The sequence below is a fragment of the Mycobacterium sp. NPDC050041 genome (assembly GCF_049541695.1).
Classification (GTDB): domain Bacteria; phylum Actinomycetota; class Actinomycetes; order Mycobacteriales; family Mycobacteriaceae; genus Mycobacterium.
Genome location: NZ_JBMVDG010000010.1, coordinates 153115 through 170663, shown reverse-complemented (window position 1 = coordinate 170663; position 17549 = coordinate 153115). Strand labels below are relative to the sequence as shown.

The 17549-nt window shown below is 66.5% G+C and carries 19 protein-coding genes and 1 tRNA gene; 8 read left to right on the top strand and 12 right to left on the bottom strand.

The genetic code is table 11. From position 1 onward, the window contains the following. The first annotated feature begins 54 nt into the window (after positions 1–54). The 3 genes from ACPCHZ_RS25310 (at position 55) to ACPCHZ_RS25300 (ending at position 6296) form a co-directional block, all read left to right on the top strand. Complete coding sequence (locus ACPCHZ_RS25310) at positions 55–1464, top strand: nitrate/nitrite transporter (protein WP_423487270.1); 1410 nt, start codon at positions 55–57, stop codon at positions 1462–1464. A 109-nt stretch (positions 1465–1573) separates the two neighbouring features. Beyond that, positions 1574–5602 (top strand): molybdopterin-dependent oxidoreductase, encoded by a 4029-nt coding sequence (locus ACPCHZ_RS25305; RefSeq protein WP_423487269.1) that lies wholly within the window; start codon positions 1574–1576, stop codon positions 5600–5602. 394 nt (positions 5603–5996) lie between these two features. Beyond that, positions 5997–6296, top strand: a complete 300-nt coding sequence (locus ACPCHZ_RS25300) for a hypothetical protein (protein WP_423487268.1) — start codon at positions 5997–5999, stop codon at positions 6294–6296. A 61-nt stretch (positions 6297–6357) separates the two neighbouring features. Here ACPCHZ_RS25300 and ACPCHZ_RS25295 read toward each other — a convergent pair whose 3' ends face one another. Both ACPCHZ_RS25295 and ACPCHZ_RS25290 read right to left on the bottom strand, forming a co-directional pair. Further along, complete coding sequence (locus ACPCHZ_RS25295) at positions 6358–6702, bottom strand: hypothetical protein (RefSeq protein WP_423487267.1); 345 nt, start codon at positions 6700–6702, stop codon at positions 6358–6360. Beyond that, positions 6696–7094 carry a hypothetical protein gene (locus ACPCHZ_RS25290; RefSeq protein WP_423487266.1) on the bottom strand — a complete coding sequence of 133 codons (399 nt, stop codon included), beginning with the start codon at positions 7092–7094 and terminating at the stop codon, positions 6696–6698. The genes ACPCHZ_RS25295 and ACPCHZ_RS25290 overlap by 7 nt, the downstream gene beginning before the upstream one ends. Before the next feature lie 300 nt (positions 7095–7394). On the opposite strand from ACPCHZ_RS25290, the gene ACPCHZ_RS25285 reads away from it, so the two are divergent. Together ACPCHZ_RS25285 and ACPCHZ_RS25280 are read left to right on the top strand one after the other, a co-directional pair. Beyond that, the gene (locus tag ACPCHZ_RS25285; RefSeq protein ID WP_423487265.1) at positions 7395–7826 is read left to right on the top strand and encodes a hypothetical protein; all 432 of its coding nucleotides are present in this window, start codon (positions 7395–7397) and stop codon (positions 7824–7826) included. Between the two features lie 82 nt (positions 7827–7908). After that, complete coding sequence (locus tag ACPCHZ_RS25280) at positions 7909–8088, top strand: hypothetical protein (protein ID WP_423487264.1); 180 nt, start codon at positions 7909–7911, stop codon at positions 8086–8088. A gap of 52 nt (positions 8089–8140) precedes the next feature. Here ACPCHZ_RS25280 and ACPCHZ_RS25275 read toward each other — a convergent pair whose 3' ends face one another. The 9 genes from ACPCHZ_RS25275 to ACPCHZ_RS25235 all read right to left on the bottom strand — a co-directional run bounded on the left by ACPCHZ_RS25275 (position 8141) and on the right by ACPCHZ_RS25235 (position 14189). Beyond that, positions 8141–8806, bottom strand: a complete 666-nt coding sequence (locus ACPCHZ_RS25275) for a hypothetical protein (RefSeq protein WP_423487263.1) — start codon at positions 8804–8806, stop codon at positions 8141–8143. Between the two features lie 28 nt (positions 8807–8834). Next, the gene (locus ACPCHZ_RS25270; RefSeq protein WP_423487262.1) at positions 8835–9374 is read right to left on the bottom strand and encodes a hypothetical protein; all 540 of its coding nucleotides are present in this window, start codon (positions 9372–9374) and stop codon (positions 8835–8837) included. A 38-nt stretch (positions 9375–9412) separates the two neighbouring features. After that, on the bottom strand, positions 9413–9874 hold the full coding sequence (locus ACPCHZ_RS25265) for a DUF2510 domain-containing protein (RefSeq protein ID WP_423487261.1): 462 nt from the start codon (positions 9872–9874) through the stop codon (positions 9413–9415). A 303-nt stretch (positions 9875–10177) separates the two neighbouring features. Beyond that, the gene (locus ACPCHZ_RS25260; RefSeq protein WP_423487260.1) at positions 10178–10966 is read right to left on the bottom strand and encodes a hypothetical protein; all 789 of its coding nucleotides are present in this window, start codon (positions 10964–10966) and stop codon (positions 10178–10180) included. 11 nt (positions 10967–10977) lie between these two features. Beyond that, positions 10978–11301 (bottom strand): hypothetical protein, encoded by a 324-nt coding sequence (locus tag ACPCHZ_RS25255; RefSeq protein ID WP_423487259.1) that lies wholly within the window; start codon positions 11299–11301, stop codon positions 10978–10980. Positions 11302–11635: 334 nt separating this feature from the next. Beyond that, positions 11636–11776 (bottom strand): hypothetical protein, encoded by a 141-nt coding sequence (locus ACPCHZ_RS25250; RefSeq protein WP_423487258.1) that lies wholly within the window; start codon positions 11774–11776, stop codon positions 11636–11638. Positions 11777–12056: 280 nt separating this feature from the next. Beyond that, entirely contained in the window at positions 12057–12971 is a 915-nt protein-coding gene (locus ACPCHZ_RS25245; RefSeq protein ID WP_423487257.1) for a recombinase RecA, read from the bottom strand. Between the two features lie 263 nt (positions 12972–13234). Beyond that, on the bottom strand, positions 13235–13723 hold the full coding sequence (locus ACPCHZ_RS25240; protein WP_423487256.1) for a hypothetical protein: 489 nt from the start codon (positions 13721–13723) through the stop codon (positions 13235–13237). Positions 13724–13976: 253 nt separating this feature from the next. Next, the gene (locus ACPCHZ_RS25235) at positions 13977–14189 is read right to left on the bottom strand and encodes a helix-turn-helix domain-containing protein (RefSeq protein WP_423487255.1); all 213 of its coding nucleotides are present in this window, start codon (positions 14187–14189) and stop codon (positions 13977–13979) included. Between the two features lie 127 nt (positions 14190–14316). Here ACPCHZ_RS25235 and ACPCHZ_RS25230 point away from each other — a divergent pair, with 127 nt between their 5' ends. Together ACPCHZ_RS25230 and ACPCHZ_RS25225 are read left to right on the top strand one after the other, a co-directional pair. Beyond that, positions 14317–14868, top strand: coding sequence for a helix-turn-helix domain-containing protein (locus ACPCHZ_RS25230; protein ID WP_423487254.1), 552 nt, complete (start codon positions 14317–14319; stop codon positions 14866–14868). Then, positions 14855–16003, top strand: coding sequence for a tyrosine-type recombinase/integrase (locus ACPCHZ_RS25225; RefSeq protein ID WP_423487253.1), 1149 nt, complete (start codon positions 14855–14857; stop codon positions 16001–16003). The genes ACPCHZ_RS25230 and ACPCHZ_RS25225 overlap by 14 nt, the downstream gene beginning before the upstream one ends. 26 nt (positions 16004–16029) lie before the next feature. On the opposite strand, the gene ACPCHZ_RS25220 is transcribed toward ACPCHZ_RS25225, so the two are convergent. Next, positions 16030–16115: transfer RNA gene (locus ACPCHZ_RS25220), tRNA-Leu, on the bottom strand. A gap of 70 nt (positions 16116–16185) precedes the next feature. Between ACPCHZ_RS25220 and ACPCHZ_RS25215 the strand changes: the two genes are divergently transcribed. Beyond that, positions 16186–17529 (top strand): M20/M25/M40 family metallo-hydrolase, encoded by a 1344-nt coding sequence (locus ACPCHZ_RS25215; RefSeq protein WP_423487252.1) that lies wholly within the window; start codon positions 16186–16188, stop codon positions 17527–17529. Positions 17530–17549 lie beyond the last annotated feature (20 nt).

The following is a 17549-nucleotide window of genomic DNA, read 5'->3' as shown; positions in this document are numbered from 1 at the left end:
CAGCCGACACCGGAGGGCAACGGCGGCGGAACGGCCCGGCAGTACACAGATGGCATGAGCCGCGACATCGCACACTGGGACGCCGAGGACGTCGAGGCGTGGAACTCGGGCGGGCACAAGATCGCCAAGCGCAACCTGATCTGGTCGATCTTCGCCGAGCACGTCGGCTTCTCGATCTGGTCGATCTGGTCGGTGATGGTGCTGTTCATGCCGCAGGACGTCTACGGCATCGACCCGGCGGGCAAGTTCTACCTGGTGGCAATGCCGACCCTGGTCGGCGCCTTCATGCGCATCCCGTACACCGTCGCGCCCGCCCGGTTCGGCGGCCGCAACTGGACGATCGTCAGCGCGCTGCTCCTGCTGATCCCGACGCTGCTCACCCTCTGGGCGATGAAGAATCCCGGCACCAGTTACACCACGTTCATGGTGGTGGCGGCGTTCGCCGGCTTCGGCGGCGGCAACTTCGCCTCGTCGATGACCAACATCAATGCCTTCTACCCGCAGCGGCTCAAGGGCTGGGCACTGGGCCTCAACGCCGGTGGCGGCAACATCGGCGTGCCGGTCATCCAGCTGGTCGGGCTGCTCGTCATCGCCACCGTCGGCAACACCGCCCCCGAAATCGTCTGCGCCGCCTACCTCGTGCTGATCGCTGCGGCCGCGGTCGGCGCCGCGCTGTTCATGGACAACCTCGGCAACCAGCGGTCGAACCTGGGCGCGCTCGCCGAAGCGCTGCGCTACCAGCACTCCTGGGTGATGAGCTTCCTGTACATCGGCACGTTCGGCTCGTTCATCGGGTTCTCGTTCGCCTTCGGACAGGTGCTGCAGATCAACTACCTCGCCGGCGGCGACACCGCGGCGCAGGCCTCGCTGCACGCCGCGCAGATCTCGTTCATCGGGCCGCTTCTCGGCTCGATCTCGCGGCCGTTCGGCGGCAAGCTCGCCGACCGGATCGGCGGCGGACGGATCACGCTGTACACCTTCGTCGCGATGACCTTCGCGGCCGGAATCCTGGTGACGACCGGCATGATCGACGACGGCACGGCCGGCGCGCCGACCGGCGGGCAGATGGCGTGCTACGTGGCCGGCTTCATCATGCTGTTCATCCTGTCCGGGATCGGCAACGGCTCGACGTACAAGATGATCCCGTCGATCTTCGAGGCGAAGGCCCAGGGCCACGACGAGTGGAGCCCGGCGGAGAAGGCGGCGTGGTCGCGCAGCATGTCCGGCGCGCTGATCGGATTCGCCGGGGCGGTCGGCGCACTCGGCGGGGTGTTCATCAACATCGTGCTGCGCGCGTCCTACGTCGGTGACGCGAAGTCGGCCACCAACGCTTTCTGGGTGTTCATGGGGTTCTACGTGGTCTGCGCGGTCGTCACCTGGGTGGTCTTCCTGCGTATGCGGACGGCCAAGGCGGGTGGCGGAGAACACATCGACCGTGTGCCCTCTCCGGCTTCAACGGCCTGAGCAGCGCTGATGCGGCTCACCGAGCCCGCATGGCGGCGGTGAGCACCAGTTTTCCTGCCGATAACGTCACCGGAAACGAACCGGAACAGGACCCGCACACCATGGGGTCATGGCGGTGACCAGGACGGCGTGCTCGTACTGCGGCGTCGGCTGCGGCATCGAGGTGCAGACCGACGGTGACGCCGACCGCCCGGTGATCGCCCGGGTGTCTGGCGACAAGCTGCACCCGACCAACGCGGGCAGGCTGTGCACCAAGGGCGCCACCCATGCGGAGATGATGCGGGCCGACGAAGGGCGGCTGAAATCGGCGCTGCTGCGGCCCGGCCGTGACGACGAACCGGTGCCGGTGCCCGTCGACGACGCGATCGCCGAAGCCGGCAGGCGGCTGCGGGCCATCGTCGACAAGTACGGGCCGGATGCGGTCGCACTGTACGTCTCAGGGCAGATGTCGCTCGAATCCCAGTATCTGGCAACCAAACTCGCCAAGGGATTCCTGCGGACGAAGTACATGGAGTCGAACTCGCGGCTCTGCATGGCCAGCGCGGGCACCGGCTACAAGCAGTCCCTCGGCTCCGACGGCCCACCCGGGTCCTACACCGACTTCGACCTGACGAACCTGTTCTTCGTCATCGGATCCAACATGGCCGACTGCCACCCGATCCTCTACCTGCGCATGGCCGAGCGGCTCAAGGCGGGCGCCAAGCTGATCGTCGTCGACCCCCGACGCACCACCACCGCCGAGAAGGCCGACCTGTTCCTGCAGATCAAGCCCGGCACCGACCTCGCGCTGCTCAACGGCCTGCTGCATCTCCTGGTGGAGAGCGGCGACATCGACGAGCGGTTCATCGCCGAGCACACCGAGGGCTGGGAGCAGATGCGCCCGTTCCTGGCGGACTATCCGCCCGCGCGGGTGTCGGAGATCACCGGGATCGGTGAGTCGGATCTCCGGCTGGCCGCGGCGATGATCGACGAGGCCGGCGACTGGATGACGTGCTGGGCGGTCGGCATGAACCAGAGCACCCACGGCACCTGGAACACCAACGCGATCTGCAACCTGCACCTGGCGACCGGCGCGATCTGCCGCCCGGGCACCGGGCCGATGTCGCTGACCGGTCAGCCCAACGCGATGGGCGGACGCGAGATGGGCTACATGGGGCCGGGTCTGCCCGGACAGCGTTCGGTGGTCTCCGCCGATGACCGGGCGTACGTCGAGCAGCAGTGGGGTCTGGCGCCGGACACCATCCGCAGCGAGTTCGGGCCGGGCGCGGTCGACATGTTCGAACGCCTCGCCGCGGGCGAGATCAAGGCGTGCTGGATCATCTGCACCAATCCGGTGGCCACCATGCCGAACCGCAAGACCACGATCGCGGGGCTGGAGGCCGCCGAACTGGTGATCACCCAGGACACCTACCGGGACAACGCGACGAACCGCTACGCCGACATCGTGCTGCCCGCCACCCTGTGGGCCGAATCGGACGCGGTGATGATCAACTCCGACCGCACCATGACGCTGCTGCGGCAGTCGATCCCGCCGGCCGGCCAGGCCCGGCCGGACTGGCAGCTGATCTGCGACATCGCCGCCCAGCTCGGCTTCGGTGAACACTTCGACTACCGCGACAGCGCCGAGATCATCGACGAGATCACCGGATTCACCAATTTTCGGACGGGTTACGACCTGCGCGGCGTCAGCTACGAGCGGCTCCTCCGGACGCCGCTGCAGTGGCCGGTGCCACCGCAGGAGGCGCCCGGTGGCGACACCGACCGGCATCCGATCCGCTACCTCAACGACGGTGTCAGCCAGCATCTGTTCGTCGACGAGGACGGCTGCCGGCCCCGGCTGGCGTTCGCGACCCCGTCACGACGGGCGGTGTTCTTCCCGCGCCCGCACGTCGACGCCGACGAACTGCCCGACACCGACTACCCGATCGTGCTGAACACCGGTCGGCTGCAGCACCAGTGGCACACCATGACCAAGACCGGCAAGGTGGACAAGCTCAACAAACTCAACAGCGGCCCGTTCGTCGAGATCCACCCCGTCGACGCGGTGGCCCTCGAGATCACCGACGGGACCTCGGTGGAACTCGCCTCCCGGCGCGGCCGCGCCGTGCTGCCCGCGGTGGTGACCGACCGGGTGCGGCCCGGAAGCTGCTTCGTGCCGTTCCACTGGAACGACGAACACGGCGAGTACCTCACCATCAACGCCCTGACCAACGACGCCGTCGACCCGGAATCGCTGCAACCGGAGTTCAAGGTGTGCGCGATCAGCCTGCGCCCGGTGAGGCCGGTGGACACCCCGGCCGGCCATCCGCTCGTCGCCGAACTGGGCATCGGGCGGATCCGCAAGCCGACCCTGACCGATGACGAGAAGCTCTATCTCTCAGGCTTTCTCGGCGCAGTGGGCGATCAGCCCAGCGGAGTGCCGGTGCTCCCCGCGCACGCCCCGGTGCGCGCCGACGTGCGGCTGTGGATCGACGGTGTGCTCGCGGGGCGCTACTCCCGTGCCGGCGCCGCACCGGCCACGGCGGAGGACGCACCCGCCGGGGGAGGGCCGCTGGTGCTGTGGGCGTCGCAGACCGGCAACGCCGAGGAGGTGGCGGGCCGGGTGGCGGCGAAACTCGCTGCCGCGCAACTGCGCAGCATGGACGACGTGGCCGTGACCGATCTCACGACGGCCCGCGACGTGCTGGTGGTCACCAGCACCTTCGGCGACGGCGGCCCGCCGGACAACGGCGCGGACTTCTGGAGCCGCCTCGAGTCGGCCGAGGCTCCCGCCCTCGACGGTGTGCGCTTCGCCGTGCTGGGGATCGGCGACAGGGCCTACGACGACTTCTGCGGGCACGCCCGCTCGCTCGACGACCGGCTGGCCGCGCTCGGCGCCACCAGGCTGCGCAGTCGCGCCGAATGCGAGGCGTACGACGAGGAACCGATGCAGAGCTGGACCGACGACGTCGTCGCGCTGCTCGGCGAATCCACACCGACCGCCCCGCCGCGCGGCGGCACAACGACGATCACCCGGCCGGCCACCATCGCCGAACCGTTCACCCGCGCCAAGCCGGTGCTGGCACCGCTGAGCCGCAACGTGGTGCTCAGCGGCCCTTCCTCAGCGAAAGAGGTGCGGCTCTTCGGATTCGACATCTCCCAGTTCGGAGTCGGCTACGGCGTCGGCGATTCGCTGGGAGTGTTCGCCCGCAACGATCCCGCGGTGGTCGACGGGTGGCTGTCTGCCACCGGCCTGCGCGGGGAGCAGGTGGTCGAGGTGGACGGCGCCGAACAGCCCCTGAGTGACGCGCTGGCCACCTGTTACGACATCCGCAAGGTCACACCCAACCTGCTGCGGTTCGTCGCCGAGAACAGCCGCGACGCAAGGCCGCTGCGGGCGCCGAAGGACAAGCTCGACAAATGGCTGGCCACCAGGGACGGGCTGGACATCGTCCGAGAGTTCGCGGTGCACGCCGACCCGGCGCAGTGGCAGGAGGTGCTGGTCCGGCTGACGCCGCGCAACTACTCCATCTCGTCGAGCCCGCTGGTCAGCCCGAACGAGGTGCAGCTGACCGTGTCGGTGGTGCGCTATCACGGCACCGACGGCGGCCGCCGCGGCGGCGTGTGCTCGACCTTCCTCGCCGACCGCGCCGCGGATGCGCCGGTGCCGGTGTTCCTGCAGCGCTCACCGCACTTCCGCCCGCCGGAGGACGCCGACACCCCGATGATCATGGTCGGCCCGGGCACCGGCATCGCACCGTTCCGCGGGTTCCTGCAGGAGCGACGGGCACTCGGCCACACCGGCCACAACTGGCTGTTCTTCGGTGACCAGCACCGCAGGGACAACTTCTACTACCGCGACGACCTCGAGCACATGGTCAGTGACGGCTTCCTGGAGATGGACCTGGCGTTCTCCCGCGACCAGAAGGAGCGGGTGTACGTCCAGCACCGGATGCTCGAGCGGGGCGCCGAGGTGTGGCGGCGGCTGCAGGACGGCGCGCACTTCTACGTCTGCGGCGACGCCACCCGGATGGCGCGCGACGTGGACAACGCGCTGACCGCGATCATCCGCAAGCACGGCGCGATGACCAACGAGCAGGCCCACGACTACAAGCGTGAGCTGGTGGCGTCGAAACGCTACGTGCGCGACGTGTATTGAGCTCCGTCGCCTGGTGTCCGAGGGGGGACTTGAACCCCCATAGAGCTACCAGGTCAGGACGACAAAACTGCGTTTAGCTGCTGAAACACGTCACTGTAGATAACGCGAGCTATCCGGACTTCAGGCAAGTTTGTGTCCAAATGGTGTCCACGTGCGGGGCACGACGGTGGCACCTGGGGTTGATCCCGGCGCAGGTCTCGCGCTGGCGATCCTTAAGGCCGGCCAGATCGGCCAGTGTCCATGCGACCCAAAGCGCAACAAAACCGCCGATGTTATCCGGTGTGTCTGGCGAGACCCGGGCGCCAAGCGCATAGGTTATGCGTCACCCGGGTAAGCTATGCGGAGTTCAAACCTACTATTTACCAATAGGTTTCGATGCTCTACCGTCCCGAACATGACACAGCAGTTTCAGCCCGACCACCTCCTTCGGCTACCCCGCCCCGTCGGCGCCGTCATCGGTGACTGGCACCTCAGCGAGTACGTCGAGGACATCTACCGGACGCTGACGTGGTCGCGGCACGACGTAGCCGGGACGATGATCGCGGTCGAGGGCGCGCAGTACGCGGACGGCCGGATCGAGCGGCACGTCGTCGCCCTCCCATACTGCGCAGACTTCGAGCTGACGGCCGCGGATGCTCGCCGACTAGCTGGTGCGCTTCTCGACGCAGCCGAAGTGGTTGACCGGTTGGAATAGCGCACTCGATGGCCCGCAGTGGACTGGGCCCCGCAAATCTAGCGAGGGCTGAGTGTCCCGGTTAGCTTGGGTCGCCGTAGCTGCGCATAGCAATCTTCACTTGTGGCATGTACTCCGCGCAGCGGCCTTCGACGGACTCCCAGACGATGTCACCAGCCGACTCCAAATCCCAGCCACCAGCCACGTAGCTGTCTATGACCGTCCGTACGTCATCTGAGGATAGTGGCGGGCTGGCCTCAGCCGCTCTATCCAGGGAGACACAGTTTCGTTGACCGTTCGCGAAAATTTCCTGTTTCTCATCGGCTGTGAGTAAGCCGTAGACGTCCGGTTCGGCGCTGGCTGTCGGTGCGAGCACTGTCACGGCGATCGTCGCAACTACGGCTGCGGTGAGTGTGGGGTTCAGCACGCCATGTCCTGCGCCATGCTGAACATCTGACCAGTCCACTCCTCAGAGGCCCCCAAGTCCTCCGCAACCCACATGACGATGTTGTTCGGGTGTACACCGCCGGCCAAGTTTGAGCAGATGCCGCGCGCGATCTGCAGTAACCGGTCACGGTCAGTCGGAATGCCCGGCATGTCGTATTGAAGCCGAAAGTCGATGAAGTCCGTCTCGCGACTGTTAGGAGGGCTGACGTCGAACCAGCAATTCCAGGCGCTCGTTTTCGCGCCGCAGTAGCCGGGCTCCCCCGGGCCTGGAACGCTTGGGGGTGGTGCCGCCGTGGCGGTTCCGCCGGCCAAGGGAACGCACACCGCGGCGACCGTCGTCGCAACTGCGAACTTGAACTGCTGACGCTTCATCAGATCCCCCTCGAGCAAACCCAGGATGGCACGGCTTAGTGGTCCACCGCCGACGAATAAGCAAACGGTCGCCGCGCGATAACTGCGCCGAAGTGACGGCTGGGCCCGCTAGCCTCGACGCTATGGCGGAATCTCGGCCACACGGGGCGATCGACAACGAGTTGCGCTTGGTCGCCGCGATTCGGGCCTGTGTCGCCCGGCAAGGCGGCCCGACGCCCGAAGTCAGGTGGCCGATGCGTTGCAAGACGAGCGGGAGCTCCCCCGCAGCGACCCCCGCGGGATCGGGGATAGGCGCGCGGCATGCCTGAACCTGCAGATTTCGACTTTGGCGGTTGGGAGCCCGAGGCAGAGCCAACAGGCCCAACAGTCACGTCCGACGAGACGCTCCGGCGACTTTTCAAAGCGTCGATCGTGATGAACATCGGCATCCCGGTCACCCTGTTCCTGCCGTGGGGTGTCGCAGCCGGTTCCATAGCTAGCCGCAAACAGTTTGACTACACACTCGAATCTGGACTCCCCCACAACTATCGGGACATCCCGATACTGAACGCGCTGGTTCATTCATCCGGGAATGACGCGGACGACGCCGGCTACTTTCATCTCCGGGCTGCCACGACCTGGTCGGCGACGAATGTGCAATTTCATGTAGGGCTGCGTGTAAGGCTCGCCGACGTTTCTGCCTGGAGGGTCGGCCTTCCGAAGGGGCTAGAGTCCGAGGCGCGCGGCTCCTGACGCTCATCGAGGAAAGGGTTCGGCCTAGTGCGGTCCCGATTGACACGATTCGTGTCAGCCCTCGCCGCTACGGTCACCACCCATGAGCAACGCAGCCCCGTGGGCCACCGGCGCCGCCAACAAGTTCCGCGAGGTCGCGAGGACCACCGAGAACGAGACCACCAAGCTCCTCGCTGAGGGGCTCACTGCCCTATCGGAGTCCGTCCGAGCACTCGACGAGGAACTAGCTGCCATTCAGAAGCGGGTTCAGCCCGGCGGCTGAGGCTTTCGAGCGACCGAGCCACCACCTGGCGCAGGCGCAGCGGGCCGCCCCTCTACTGGTCGGCCGACACTTTGCCATCCCAGTCACCCGGGAGCCGCGTCGGCTTCAGCACCGCCCACTGAGTCGGATCGAAGGACCAATTGCCGGGGGTGGTAGCCGGGGGAGGCGGTTCGGCCGGGTCCGGCAGCGGATTCAGATCCGTGAAGGCCACGTACAACACCTGGGCCTCAAGCCACCGGCACTTGTGCACCGCAGCCGCCAGCTCGGTCCGAGTCAACTCCAGCTCTTTGACCTTGTTCGGCGAAACGAATATGTCGAGGGGGCTACGTGTCAACCGCAGCCGATCGCTCCCGACCGGCTCCGCGCTTACACCGTGCGCAGCCAGATCCCGCACGACCTTCACCTCGCTGAATACACCGTTGAAATCGCCGAGCTCCGCATCAGTGCCGAGTTCCTTCGCGATCCGTTGGAACAGTCGTGGCCGGTCCTCGTCGCGGCCGTTCTTCACCACTTTGTCCATCACGAAGCCGGCCACGCCTGGCAACCCCTCCAGGGACATCGGATCGTCGTCGGAGTCTTCGTCCCACAGGGGCATGCGCAGCAGGAAATAGGCACTCGCGAGCTGGTCCAGGAGCACTTGAACGTGAGCGAACGCGCCCACTAGCTGCCAGAGCTGTTGATGCATGCTCTGTTGCGGATCGAAGAGCGGGATCGTCACCGCAGCGCGCCTCCTAGAGCACCGGTAGTCATGAGGCCGGGCCGAGGTTCTCGACTATCCATAACGCGAAGCGCGGAACGGTGACAGCGCCGCCGAGCGTCGTGTTGTAGGTCCAGTCGCCGCTTACCTCGACGAACATCTTGAGCCGGTCGCCCTTCACCACATCCTTGACGGCGTTCGGGTTCGGGCCCGCGGAGATGAAAGCGTTCTGGCTGTATGAATCCGTCTGGTCCGGTGGCAAAGCTCCAGTCTCGGCCCGGAAGTCGGTAGTGCCAGTAGCGGCGTCGAATTGTGTGACGGTTCCGTACACAATGACCCGTTCGCCTTTCGATGCATCAGGATCCTTCGCGATGAGTGCGAACTCTCGATCCGTCAGAGGCCGATAATTGGCGGGGTCCTTGCCGGCCTTGACCGCCGACTCCTGCCGGCGCGCGGCGGCGTCTCGCTCAGCGGAGTCAACGGATGACGTGGCGCTCGTCGAAGGTGCCGGCGTCGACGTCTCCGAGCAAGCGGCCAGCAGTACAGCCACCACAGCGGTCATCACCAATTTGGCCGACACCGCGGCCACCAAGCACAGCTCCGCAACGAGAGCTTGGACCCGCCGCCTCACGTGATCACAGCCAGCAGCGCCACTGCCGCAACGATCGCAATCAACGTCACCGCTACGCTTCCCCACCGCCACTGACCCTCGTCGTCGACCCAAATTGCGCCGAGTCCGTCGTACTGGGCCGGAGGCCGACCCACGTGGCCGTACTCGTCGACGACGTCTACCCGGCGGCGATTGTCGAACGCCACTAACAGCCACACCCACCCCCATCCGCCGCAAGCCCAGAACGTGAGCAGCGTGAGGACACCGTGAAACACGTGATTTGGGCCGGTCACCACCGTTCTTGCCGGCGAAGCGGCAGGAACCACGTAGCCGGAGTTGGCAGCAGATGGCGCGATGGTTGGCGGGGGGAACGGTGCATATCTGTCAGTCCAGCCCGCGCCGTCGAAATAACGTTGTTGCCCCGACCCAGCCGGATCCGGATACCAACCAGCGGGCACAGCAGATGATGGCTCCCCCATGCGGCGAATAGTAACGAGCGCCGCAGCCCGCCAGCGCCAGTTTCAGCGGGGATCGAAGCACCTGCGCGTACATGATCTGGCTCTTCGGGGTGGACGTCGCCTCGCATGAGGTCTGCCCTCGGGTCACCCGTGGAAATTGGCTCCGTGTGTGAAAGCGGCACGCACCGGGAGTGCCGTCAGCGCATGCCTGAGGGCTCCCTCCCGTGGGTGCATGGCGGCCCAGACAGAGAGCAGTGCCCGGGCCGCCACGCTTCTCCCGCCGCCGCGGCGAAACCCCTTTTGCCCCGACGGCGGCGGGAAGTCTCAGACGCTGACCGGACGGCCGCGCCTCTGTCCCATTCGTTCCTGCTCGTATCGAGCGGCTGCTGCTTGGCGCTGCTGCTCGTGAGCGGCCTTGCGTTCCATGTAGTCGCCGAGGGTGGCGAGGCGCAGCGGGATCTGATGACGTGCCAGTATCCAGACATCGACTGGCCGGCCCTCCCGCATGGCGGTCGCCTCCGCCTCGCCGAGGGCGGTGACGTCGGCGGCGGTGACAACGAGGGGGTTGCGCTTGGTGGCGCTACTGAGGTTGGCGGTCATGGCCAGGGCCATGAATCCCTCGGTACCCGCCCGCCAGAGCCTGATTGCCTCCTGCGCTGCAGCCCAGTGGTGCATCGCCTCGGCGCCGCGATTGATGATGTTCTGAGTGTCATCGAGGCTCGCGGGCAGTGCTGCGGCGGCGGCGGCGAGCGCCTGGGCGTGCGGTTCGAGGGCGTCGCCCCACTCGGTGAGAATGGTGTCGGCGTACTCGACGAGTGCCTCGCCAATGCTGATATCCGCGTGCTCGCGAGCTACAGCGCCGATGTTGAACTGCCGCACGAGGATGGCGTCGAGAAGCATGCCCTGAATGTGCTTGTCGGCGTGATAGTCGCGACCTTCGGCGAGCGCAGTGAGCACCGTGGCGGTGAGGTTGGGACCGGGTATCGCTTCGGCGGTTTCGACCAACCTCTTGGCGGCGTCGAGCTGGTCAGCAAATTCGGCCGGTAGTGGCACCTGAAGGGTGTTCGCGGTGCGGGTGACGAGAGACGAATTGACTCGGTTCAGGTTCTGCATGGGTCGGCCTTTCAGAGACGCTGTTCGTAGAACGATTCGGGGCGATTGAAGAGATCGCTGACGAACCGGCGCGTGTAGGCGGCGTCGTCGATCGGGTGGGGCCCGGGATTGCCGCCTTCGGACGGGACAACGTGGGAAGGGTGCGCGTCCGCCGGTTGCGCGAGGTCGACGGGTTCCTCCTTGCCGAACAGGCGGCGGCTGAGTTCGCGTAGTGAGTCGTCGCGGTCCTCATCGGTGTCGGTCATGTGTCCTCCGAGAAAATCCATCGGCCGTTGATCTTTCGTGCGCCGGCGGCGGCGGCCTTGTTCCTGACTGTTCGTGCGGTGCAATTCCATTCGGCTGCGAGCTGCGCTGTCGTCTTCAATCCTGACAAGTCGGGCGGTGATGCACTTCCGTCAACGGAAAGTGCGCAGTTCAACGCAGCCGCGAGGTCTCTCAGCGAGGTGGGGATCGGATGCCCGAATTGGCGCCGGCGTCGGACCTCTTCGCCGATCCAATAGGCCGCCTGACGCACCTGTCTGTCGCTGAGCACCGCTCAGACCGCCCGTATCGCCGAATTTGGGGGGTTCGGGGGTGTTTTTTCGGTACAGAGAGACACGGCACGCACCGGGCGCGCCGTCGAGGGGGTGGGGGGCGGGGAACCCGGGGTGGGGCACCAATCTCTGCAGTTCACGGAGTGGTCCGCCCGGTCGCCTCGTCGTAGGACGCGATCGCCTTGCGCAGCCGGTCGATGTCCGCGTCGGCGAGGGTGTACGGGCCGACCTCGATGCCCATGCCTGAGGTCTTGGAGTGGATCAGCCGCACCGGCATGGCGACTCAGTTATCCATCTCGTCGACGTAGGGCTCGAGGTGGCCGAAGACGTCGAGGATGGTTGCCGGGGTGCCGGGGTGCCGGGGTACCGACGGCGCGGGTGATGCACCGTGCATACGGTGCGATGCACCGGTGCATACGGGGTGATGCACCGTGCATGAACTGGTATCGGATCGGTACTTGCTTCCGCGTGACATAAGGGGTGATGGCGCGTTCGGCCATGCATCTCATGCGGTTGTGGCCGGGCTGCGTCGAGGATGGGAAAGGCGGTCTCGTTCATCAGGAATCGGCTTTCTGTTGTTGTTCGCGGAAGCTGCGGAGGGCGTTGGCGGTGCGCTGCTTCTGCCACTTGAGGCGTTGGCGGGCGTCCTCGACCGTTTCGGGCGGCGGGTCCAGTGCCGCGACCGCAGCGACATCTTCGGCGGGCGCATGTTCGTCGTCGTTGCGTTCGCCGTCCGCGGGTGGATAGATCGCCCATTCGAGGACACCGTCGGTGAAAGCCAACAACTTGAAGGTGCCCGCGACCGGTTCTCGGTCTCCGACCGGGCAGTGGGCCCGGAGACCCCCGTGCCGGTCCTTATTCACGACGAGGGTGGCGCTGCCTCCGTGCCCGGGTGTGAAGGGCTGCTTGACCTTCACCCGCAACGACACTCCGCCGATGGCGCGACGCTTGGCCGCTGTTCCGCCGGGGCCGGCAGCCCGTGAGTCGGCGCTCTTCGCGAGGTGGTCGACCGCGAGGACCGCGGCGCCGGCCTTCGCCAAGGGTTTGAGGACATTGCTGTGGACGGTGGTGAACTCGTCGGCGTTGTTGGAGTTCGATCCATACAGCGGCAGCAGTTCACCGACCGAGTCGACGATGGCGACCGCGGGGCGCCATGACTTGGCGTCATCGACGACTTGGCGAAGTTCGTTGCGGTCCTCGGGTTCGCAATATCTGAACAGGTTCGAGTCCCGCAGTGCATCGTGAGGGGCGCCGAGGTCGATGAGGCGTCGAACTGTGGCAGGTCCGCCGTTGTGGTCCAGGTCGACGATGAGTGCCCGTCTGCGGGCCCTGAGTGCTTCAACGACGCAGGCCATGCAAAGCCAGGACTTGCCTGACTCGGGGTCGCCGAACACCCAGTTGACCTGTTCGCTGTAGAACAGCGCACGCCCGTCGATTCGTCGGCCGAGTACCGGTTCCGGTGGTTCCGGCATGGTTCCGTCGAGTAGAGCAGAAACGTCCAGGTAGAGGGGCTTTTCGTCTGCGGTTCCCGGTTCCCGCATAGAGGGTTGGGAACCGGGAACCGCGTCAATCACCTGTGCGACAGCGGTTCCCGTGCGGTTCCGGGAACCGGGAACTGCGTCGGTTCCCGGTTCCGCACCCCCGTTCCGGGAACCGGGAACCGCGGGTTTCGTCGCTACACGAAGGGCGTCGCTGTTTTCGGTGGCAGGCAGCCTGACGGCATTCGTTCGCGCGGTCATTCCTGACCGTCCCTCAGCAGGGAGAGACGCTGATCGCAGTCGCTGAGCATCCTCGCGAGGATCGTCGTGTGCGATCTCAGGTCATTCTCGGGCGCTTCTCGGGCGGCCGCTTGTAGCGCGACGCCTGCTGATTCGAGCCGTCGGCGCAGGGAGCCCGCGACGACGGCGCCGGCGTATTGCCGCGCGGCGTGCGGGTCCGCACCGGATGTGGTGGCTGCCTGCAGTTGGCCAGCCACGCCGTTGTGTGCGCGGAGACGGCCGGCGCGTTGCAGCTCGGCGAGCACCAGCTGCGGGCCGTGCGGTTTGCGCGCGCAATGGAGTCGGCGCACGGCGGCCAGGACTTCGGCGAGCGCGCTGCTTTCGACGTCGTCGTCGTGCACGAGTGCCAGCACGGCGGCGGCGTCGGCCGGTGTCGACCACAGCAGTGCGCCGACGAACAGGGTGTCGACGCCGGGGTGCGGGCCGACCGGGGCTACCTGGGTCATGCGGCCTCCTTGCCGCGGAGGTGACGCCAGCAGCGCCAGCCGCTGCGGCGCCGGATCGACTGGTCGGCGTGCAGACGTCGGCGGCAACGTTGACACCGCACACATGCAGACTCGTGCATGGTTTGGGTGCGGTTGACTAGGCTGTGAGGCGTAGGTGTGGGTGGTGCGCTAACCGCTTCGACGTTGGTCGGGTCAGGGGTGGCCCGGCCATCGCCGTTTCTTAGGCTCGGCGGTCCCTCCCGCTCGGCGGGCATTAGGCGACACCGACTGGGCGGCCGTCGGTGCGCTGCAAGATGTTCGCCTGGACATAGGCGTGCACGTCTTCCCACCTGTAGAGCACCCTGTGCCCGTATTTGACGAAAGGCACCCCGACGCCGCGCGAGCGGTCGTTGGCGAGCTTCGCTGGGGACGTTCGCAGGAACTCGGCCACCTCAGACGCGGTGGCGAGGGTCGGTTTGATTGACATCGCTGACCTTCTCACTTCGACAGAGGAGCGTCATAGTTTGACGCTCGTCTGTCAGAAACTAACAGCGACTCACCGACTGTCAAGGAAACACGCCGGAGTGTCAAAGTTTGAAGGTAGTATTTCGCGCATGGCAGGCAAAGAACCGGTCGCCGGACAGACCGCGACCACCGTCGCCGAGAACATCGGGCGACTACGAACAGGGCAGAACCTTACCTACACCCAGCTGTCCGAGCGATTGAAAGACAAAGCCGCATGGGACATCTCGCCAGTGGCTGTGCGCCGCATCGAAGACAACGAACGCCGCGTCAGCGTAGACGATCTGATGGCCCTGGCGGTGGCCCTTCGCGTGTCGCCGATCACCTTGCTGATGCCGGACTCCGTCGACCGCGACACGCCGGTAACGGTGACCGGCATCACCGAGCGATACGCGGCAGACCTTCTCTGGAAATGGTTGCGCGCCGACTGGGCACTACCCCGCCGAGGGGATGACGCTTCCGAGCTGTTCGACCTCGTAGCGCCGTCTCTTCCTGCGTGGGAGCGTAGAGAGTACGCGGAGAGGGTCACCGATCTCATCCGGATTGACCGGTTATCCGCCGATATGAAAGCCGGCGGTGAGCGCGCCGAGGCTGCGCGCCGAGAGTGGGACCGGATCGTGACGGGGTCCGATGGCGACAATTAAGCGTTACCCCACGGCGTCGGGTGAGCGGTGGGAAGTCCGATACCGCCAGCCCAACGGCGCCAGCAGCCGTAAGCGCGGATTCACCACCAAACGCGACGCATCGGCGTGGGCATCGAAGGTCGAGACCACCAAGGCTGAGGGTGCCTACGTGTCACCAGCGCGCGGCCGGGTGACGGTCGGCGATTTGTCGGTCGGATGGCTGGCGCGGCAAGAGCAGACGCTCTCGCCGTCCTACTACCGAACCATCGCCTATGCCTACCCCAAACACGTCGCGGCCAAGTGGGACAGGGTGCCGGTGAACAAGGTCGACATCTTGGACGTGAAGGCGTGGGCCGCGTCGATGACCCGCGGGGGGTCCAGTGCGACCGTGGTGAACCGTGCGGTCGGCATCCTGGCGGGCATCCTCGATGACGCGGTTGAGCACCGGGCGTTGGCGTTCAATCCGGCGCGGCGGTTCAAGCGCGGCGAGAAGCCGACGAAGGCCCCGAGGCGTCACGTATATCTCACCGAGGCCGACGTGTGCCGGTTGGCAGAGGAGTCCGGCCGTCACGCCGACCTGGTGCTGACACTGGCGTTCACCGGGTTGCGGTGGGGTGAGGCGATCGCGCTGACCGTCGCCGACGTCGAGTTCTTGAAGCGGCGAATTTCGGTGCATCGCAACGCTGTGCAAGTCGGTCAGGCGTTCGAGGTCGGGCAGACGAAGGGCAAGGAGAACCGGATGGTGCCGGTAGCGGCGTCAGTGCTGTCCCGGCTGGCGGTCCGGTGCGAGGATCGCACCGCCGACGATCTGCTGTTCCCGGCCCGCGGCGGCGGCTACTTGAAGCGGCCCAGCTATGACTCGACGGGGTGGTTCAACCGGGCCGTCGAGCGTGCCGAAGTGCAGACGATCACCCCGCATGATCTTCGGCATACGTGCGCCAGTCTGGCTGTCAGTTCCAGCGCGAATGTCCTTGCGGTGTCGCGGATGCTGGGCCATAAGGACCCGAGCGTCACATTGAGGATTTATGCCGACCTGTTCGACAGTGACCTGGACGCGGTGGCCGTCAATCTGGACGCGAGAATTTCGGACAGTGTCCAAACCGTGTCCAAGGCACCTGCCGACCGTCGCCGAAGCCGCCGCATAACCGCTGTCTAGCTGCGGCGATGCGTCATCCTGTGTCGTGTCCGAGGGGGGACTTGAACCCCCACGCCCGTTAATAGGGCACTAGCACCTCAAGCTAGCGCGTCTGCCATTCCGCCACTCGGACCAGTGGGCGACTAAGGCTATCGGATGTGGCTGCCGGGACCCAAACCCGGCCGTCCCCGCGGGTGGTACGAATGGTGACTGTGACTGCAGCCCCGGACGCATCCCACGAGGTCGTCGAACTCGTCAGCGCGTTGATCCGGTTCGACACCTCGAACACCGGCGACCCCGCCACCACCAAGGGTGAGGAGGAATGCGCCCGCTGGGTGGCGCAGGAGCTCGAGGAGGTCGGCTACGAGACCGAGTACGTCGAGGCGGGCGCACCCGGCCGGGGCAACGTGTTCGCCCGGCTGCCCGGCGCCGACCCATCGCGGGGCGCGCTGATGATCCACGGCCACCTCGACGTGGTACCCGCCGAACCCGCGGACTGGAGCGTGCACCCGTTCTCCGGGGCGATCGAGGACGGCTACGTGTGGGGCCGCGGCGCGGTCGACATGAAAGACATGTGCGGCATGATGATCGCCGTCGCCCGCCACTTCAAGCGCGCGGGCATCGTGCCGCCCCGGGATCTGGTGTTCGCGTTCGTCTCCGACGAGGAGCACGGCGGCACCTACGGCGCCCAGTGGCTCATCCAGCACCGGCCCGACCTGTTCGCCGGCGTCACCGAGGCCGTCGGCGAGGTGGGCGGGTTCTCGCTGACCGTGCCGCGCCGCGACGGCGGTGAACGCAGGCTCTATCTCATCGAGACCGCGGAGAAGGGCCTGTCGTGGATGCGGCTGTCGGCACGCGCGCGTGCTGGCCACGGCTCGATGGTGCACGACGACAACGCGGTGACGCTGATCGCCGAGGCAGTGGCCCGGCTGGGCCGCCACCGGTTCCCGCTCGTGCTCACCGACACCGTCGAGCAGTTCCTCAGCGCGGTCGCCGAGGAAACCGGGTACACGTTCGACGTGGATTCGCCGGATCTCGAGGGTTCCATCGCCAAACTGGGCGGAATCGCCCGCATCGTCGGCGCGACGCTGCGCGACACCGCCAACCCGACGATGCTCAAGGCCGGCTACAAGGCCAACGTCATCCCGGCCACCGCCGAGGCGGTGGTGGACTGCCGGGTGCTGCCCGGTCGCAAGGAGGCGTTCGAGCGGGAGGTCGACGAGCTGATCGGCCCGCACGTCACCCGCACCTGGGAGCGCGATCTCGACTCCTACGAGACGAGTTTCGACGGTGACCTGGTCGATGCGATGAACGCCGCGTTGCTGACCCTCGACCCGGACGCCCGCACGGTGCCGTACATGCTTTCCGGCGGTACCGATGCGAAAGCGTTCGCCAAGTTGGGGATTCGCTGTTTCGGCTTCGCGCCGTTGCGGCTGCCGCCGGATCTCGATTTCTCGGCTTTGTTCCACGGTGTCGACGAGCGGGTGCCCGTCGACGCGCTCGAATTCGGCGCCCGGGTGCTCGAACACTTCCTCGAGCACTGCTGAGCCGGTTCCCGTCCCGTATC

Coding starts and splice junctions, on each gene's coding strand:
- ACPCHZ_RS25255 (WP_423487259.1), bottom strand. CDS start 11,301: ATGGAATTGCACCGCACGAACAGTCAGGAACAAGGCCGCCGCCGCCGG.
- ACPCHZ_RS25240 (WP_423487256.1), bottom strand. CDS start 13,723: ATGACCCAGGTAGCCCCGGTCGGCCCGCACCCCGGCGTCGACACCCTG.
- ACPCHZ_RS25305 (WP_423487269.1), top strand. CDS start 1,574: ATGGCGGTGACCAGGACGGCGTGCTCGTACTGCGGCGTCGGCTGCGGC.
- ACPCHZ_RS25225 (WP_423487253.1), top strand. CDS start 14,855: ATGGCGACAATTAAGCGTTACCCCACGGCGTCGGGTGAGCGGTGGGAA.
- ACPCHZ_RS25290 (WP_423487266.1), bottom strand. CDS start 7,094: ATGAAGCGTCAGCAGTTCAAGTTCGCAGTTGCGACGACGGTCGCCGCG.
- ACPCHZ_RS25260 (WP_423487260.1), bottom strand. CDS start 10,966: ATGCAGAACCTGAACCGAGTCAATTCGTCTCTCGTCACCCGCACCGCG.
- ACPCHZ_RS25250 (WP_423487258.1), bottom strand. CDS start 11,776: ATGCCGGTGCGGCTGATCCACTCCAAGACCTCAGGCATGGGCATCGAG.
- ACPCHZ_RS25310 (WP_423487270.1), top strand. CDS start 55: ATGAGCCGCGACATCGCACACTGGGACGCCGAGGACGTCGAGGCGTGG.
- ACPCHZ_RS25285 (WP_423487265.1), top strand. CDS start 7,395: ATGCCTGAACCTGCAGATTTCGACTTTGGCGGTTGGGAGCCCGAGGCA.
- ACPCHZ_RS25215 (WP_423487252.1), top strand. CDS start 16,186: ATGGTGACTGTGACTGCAGCCCCGGACGCATCCCACGAGGTCGTCGAA.
- ACPCHZ_RS25245 (WP_423487257.1), bottom strand. CDS start 12,971: ATGCCGGAACCACCGGAACCGGTACTCGGCCGACGAATCGACGGGCGT.
- ACPCHZ_RS25265 (WP_423487261.1), bottom strand. CDS start 9,874: ATGGGGGAGCCATCATCTGCTGTGCCCGCTGGTTGGTATCCGGATCCG.
- ACPCHZ_RS25235 (WP_423487255.1), bottom strand. CDS start 14,189: ATGTCAATCAAACCGACCCTCGCCACCGCGTCTGAGGTGGCCGAGTTC.
- ACPCHZ_RS25230 (WP_423487254.1), top strand. CDS start 14,317: ATGGCAGGCAAAGAACCGGTCGCCGGACAGACCGCGACCACCGTCGCC.
- ACPCHZ_RS25280 (WP_423487264.1), top strand. CDS start 7,909: ATGAGCAACGCAGCCCCGTGGGCCACCGGCGCCGCCAACAAGTTCCGC.
- ACPCHZ_RS25300 (WP_423487268.1), top strand. CDS start 5,997: ATGACACAGCAGTTTCAGCCCGACCACCTCCTTCGGCTACCCCGCCCC.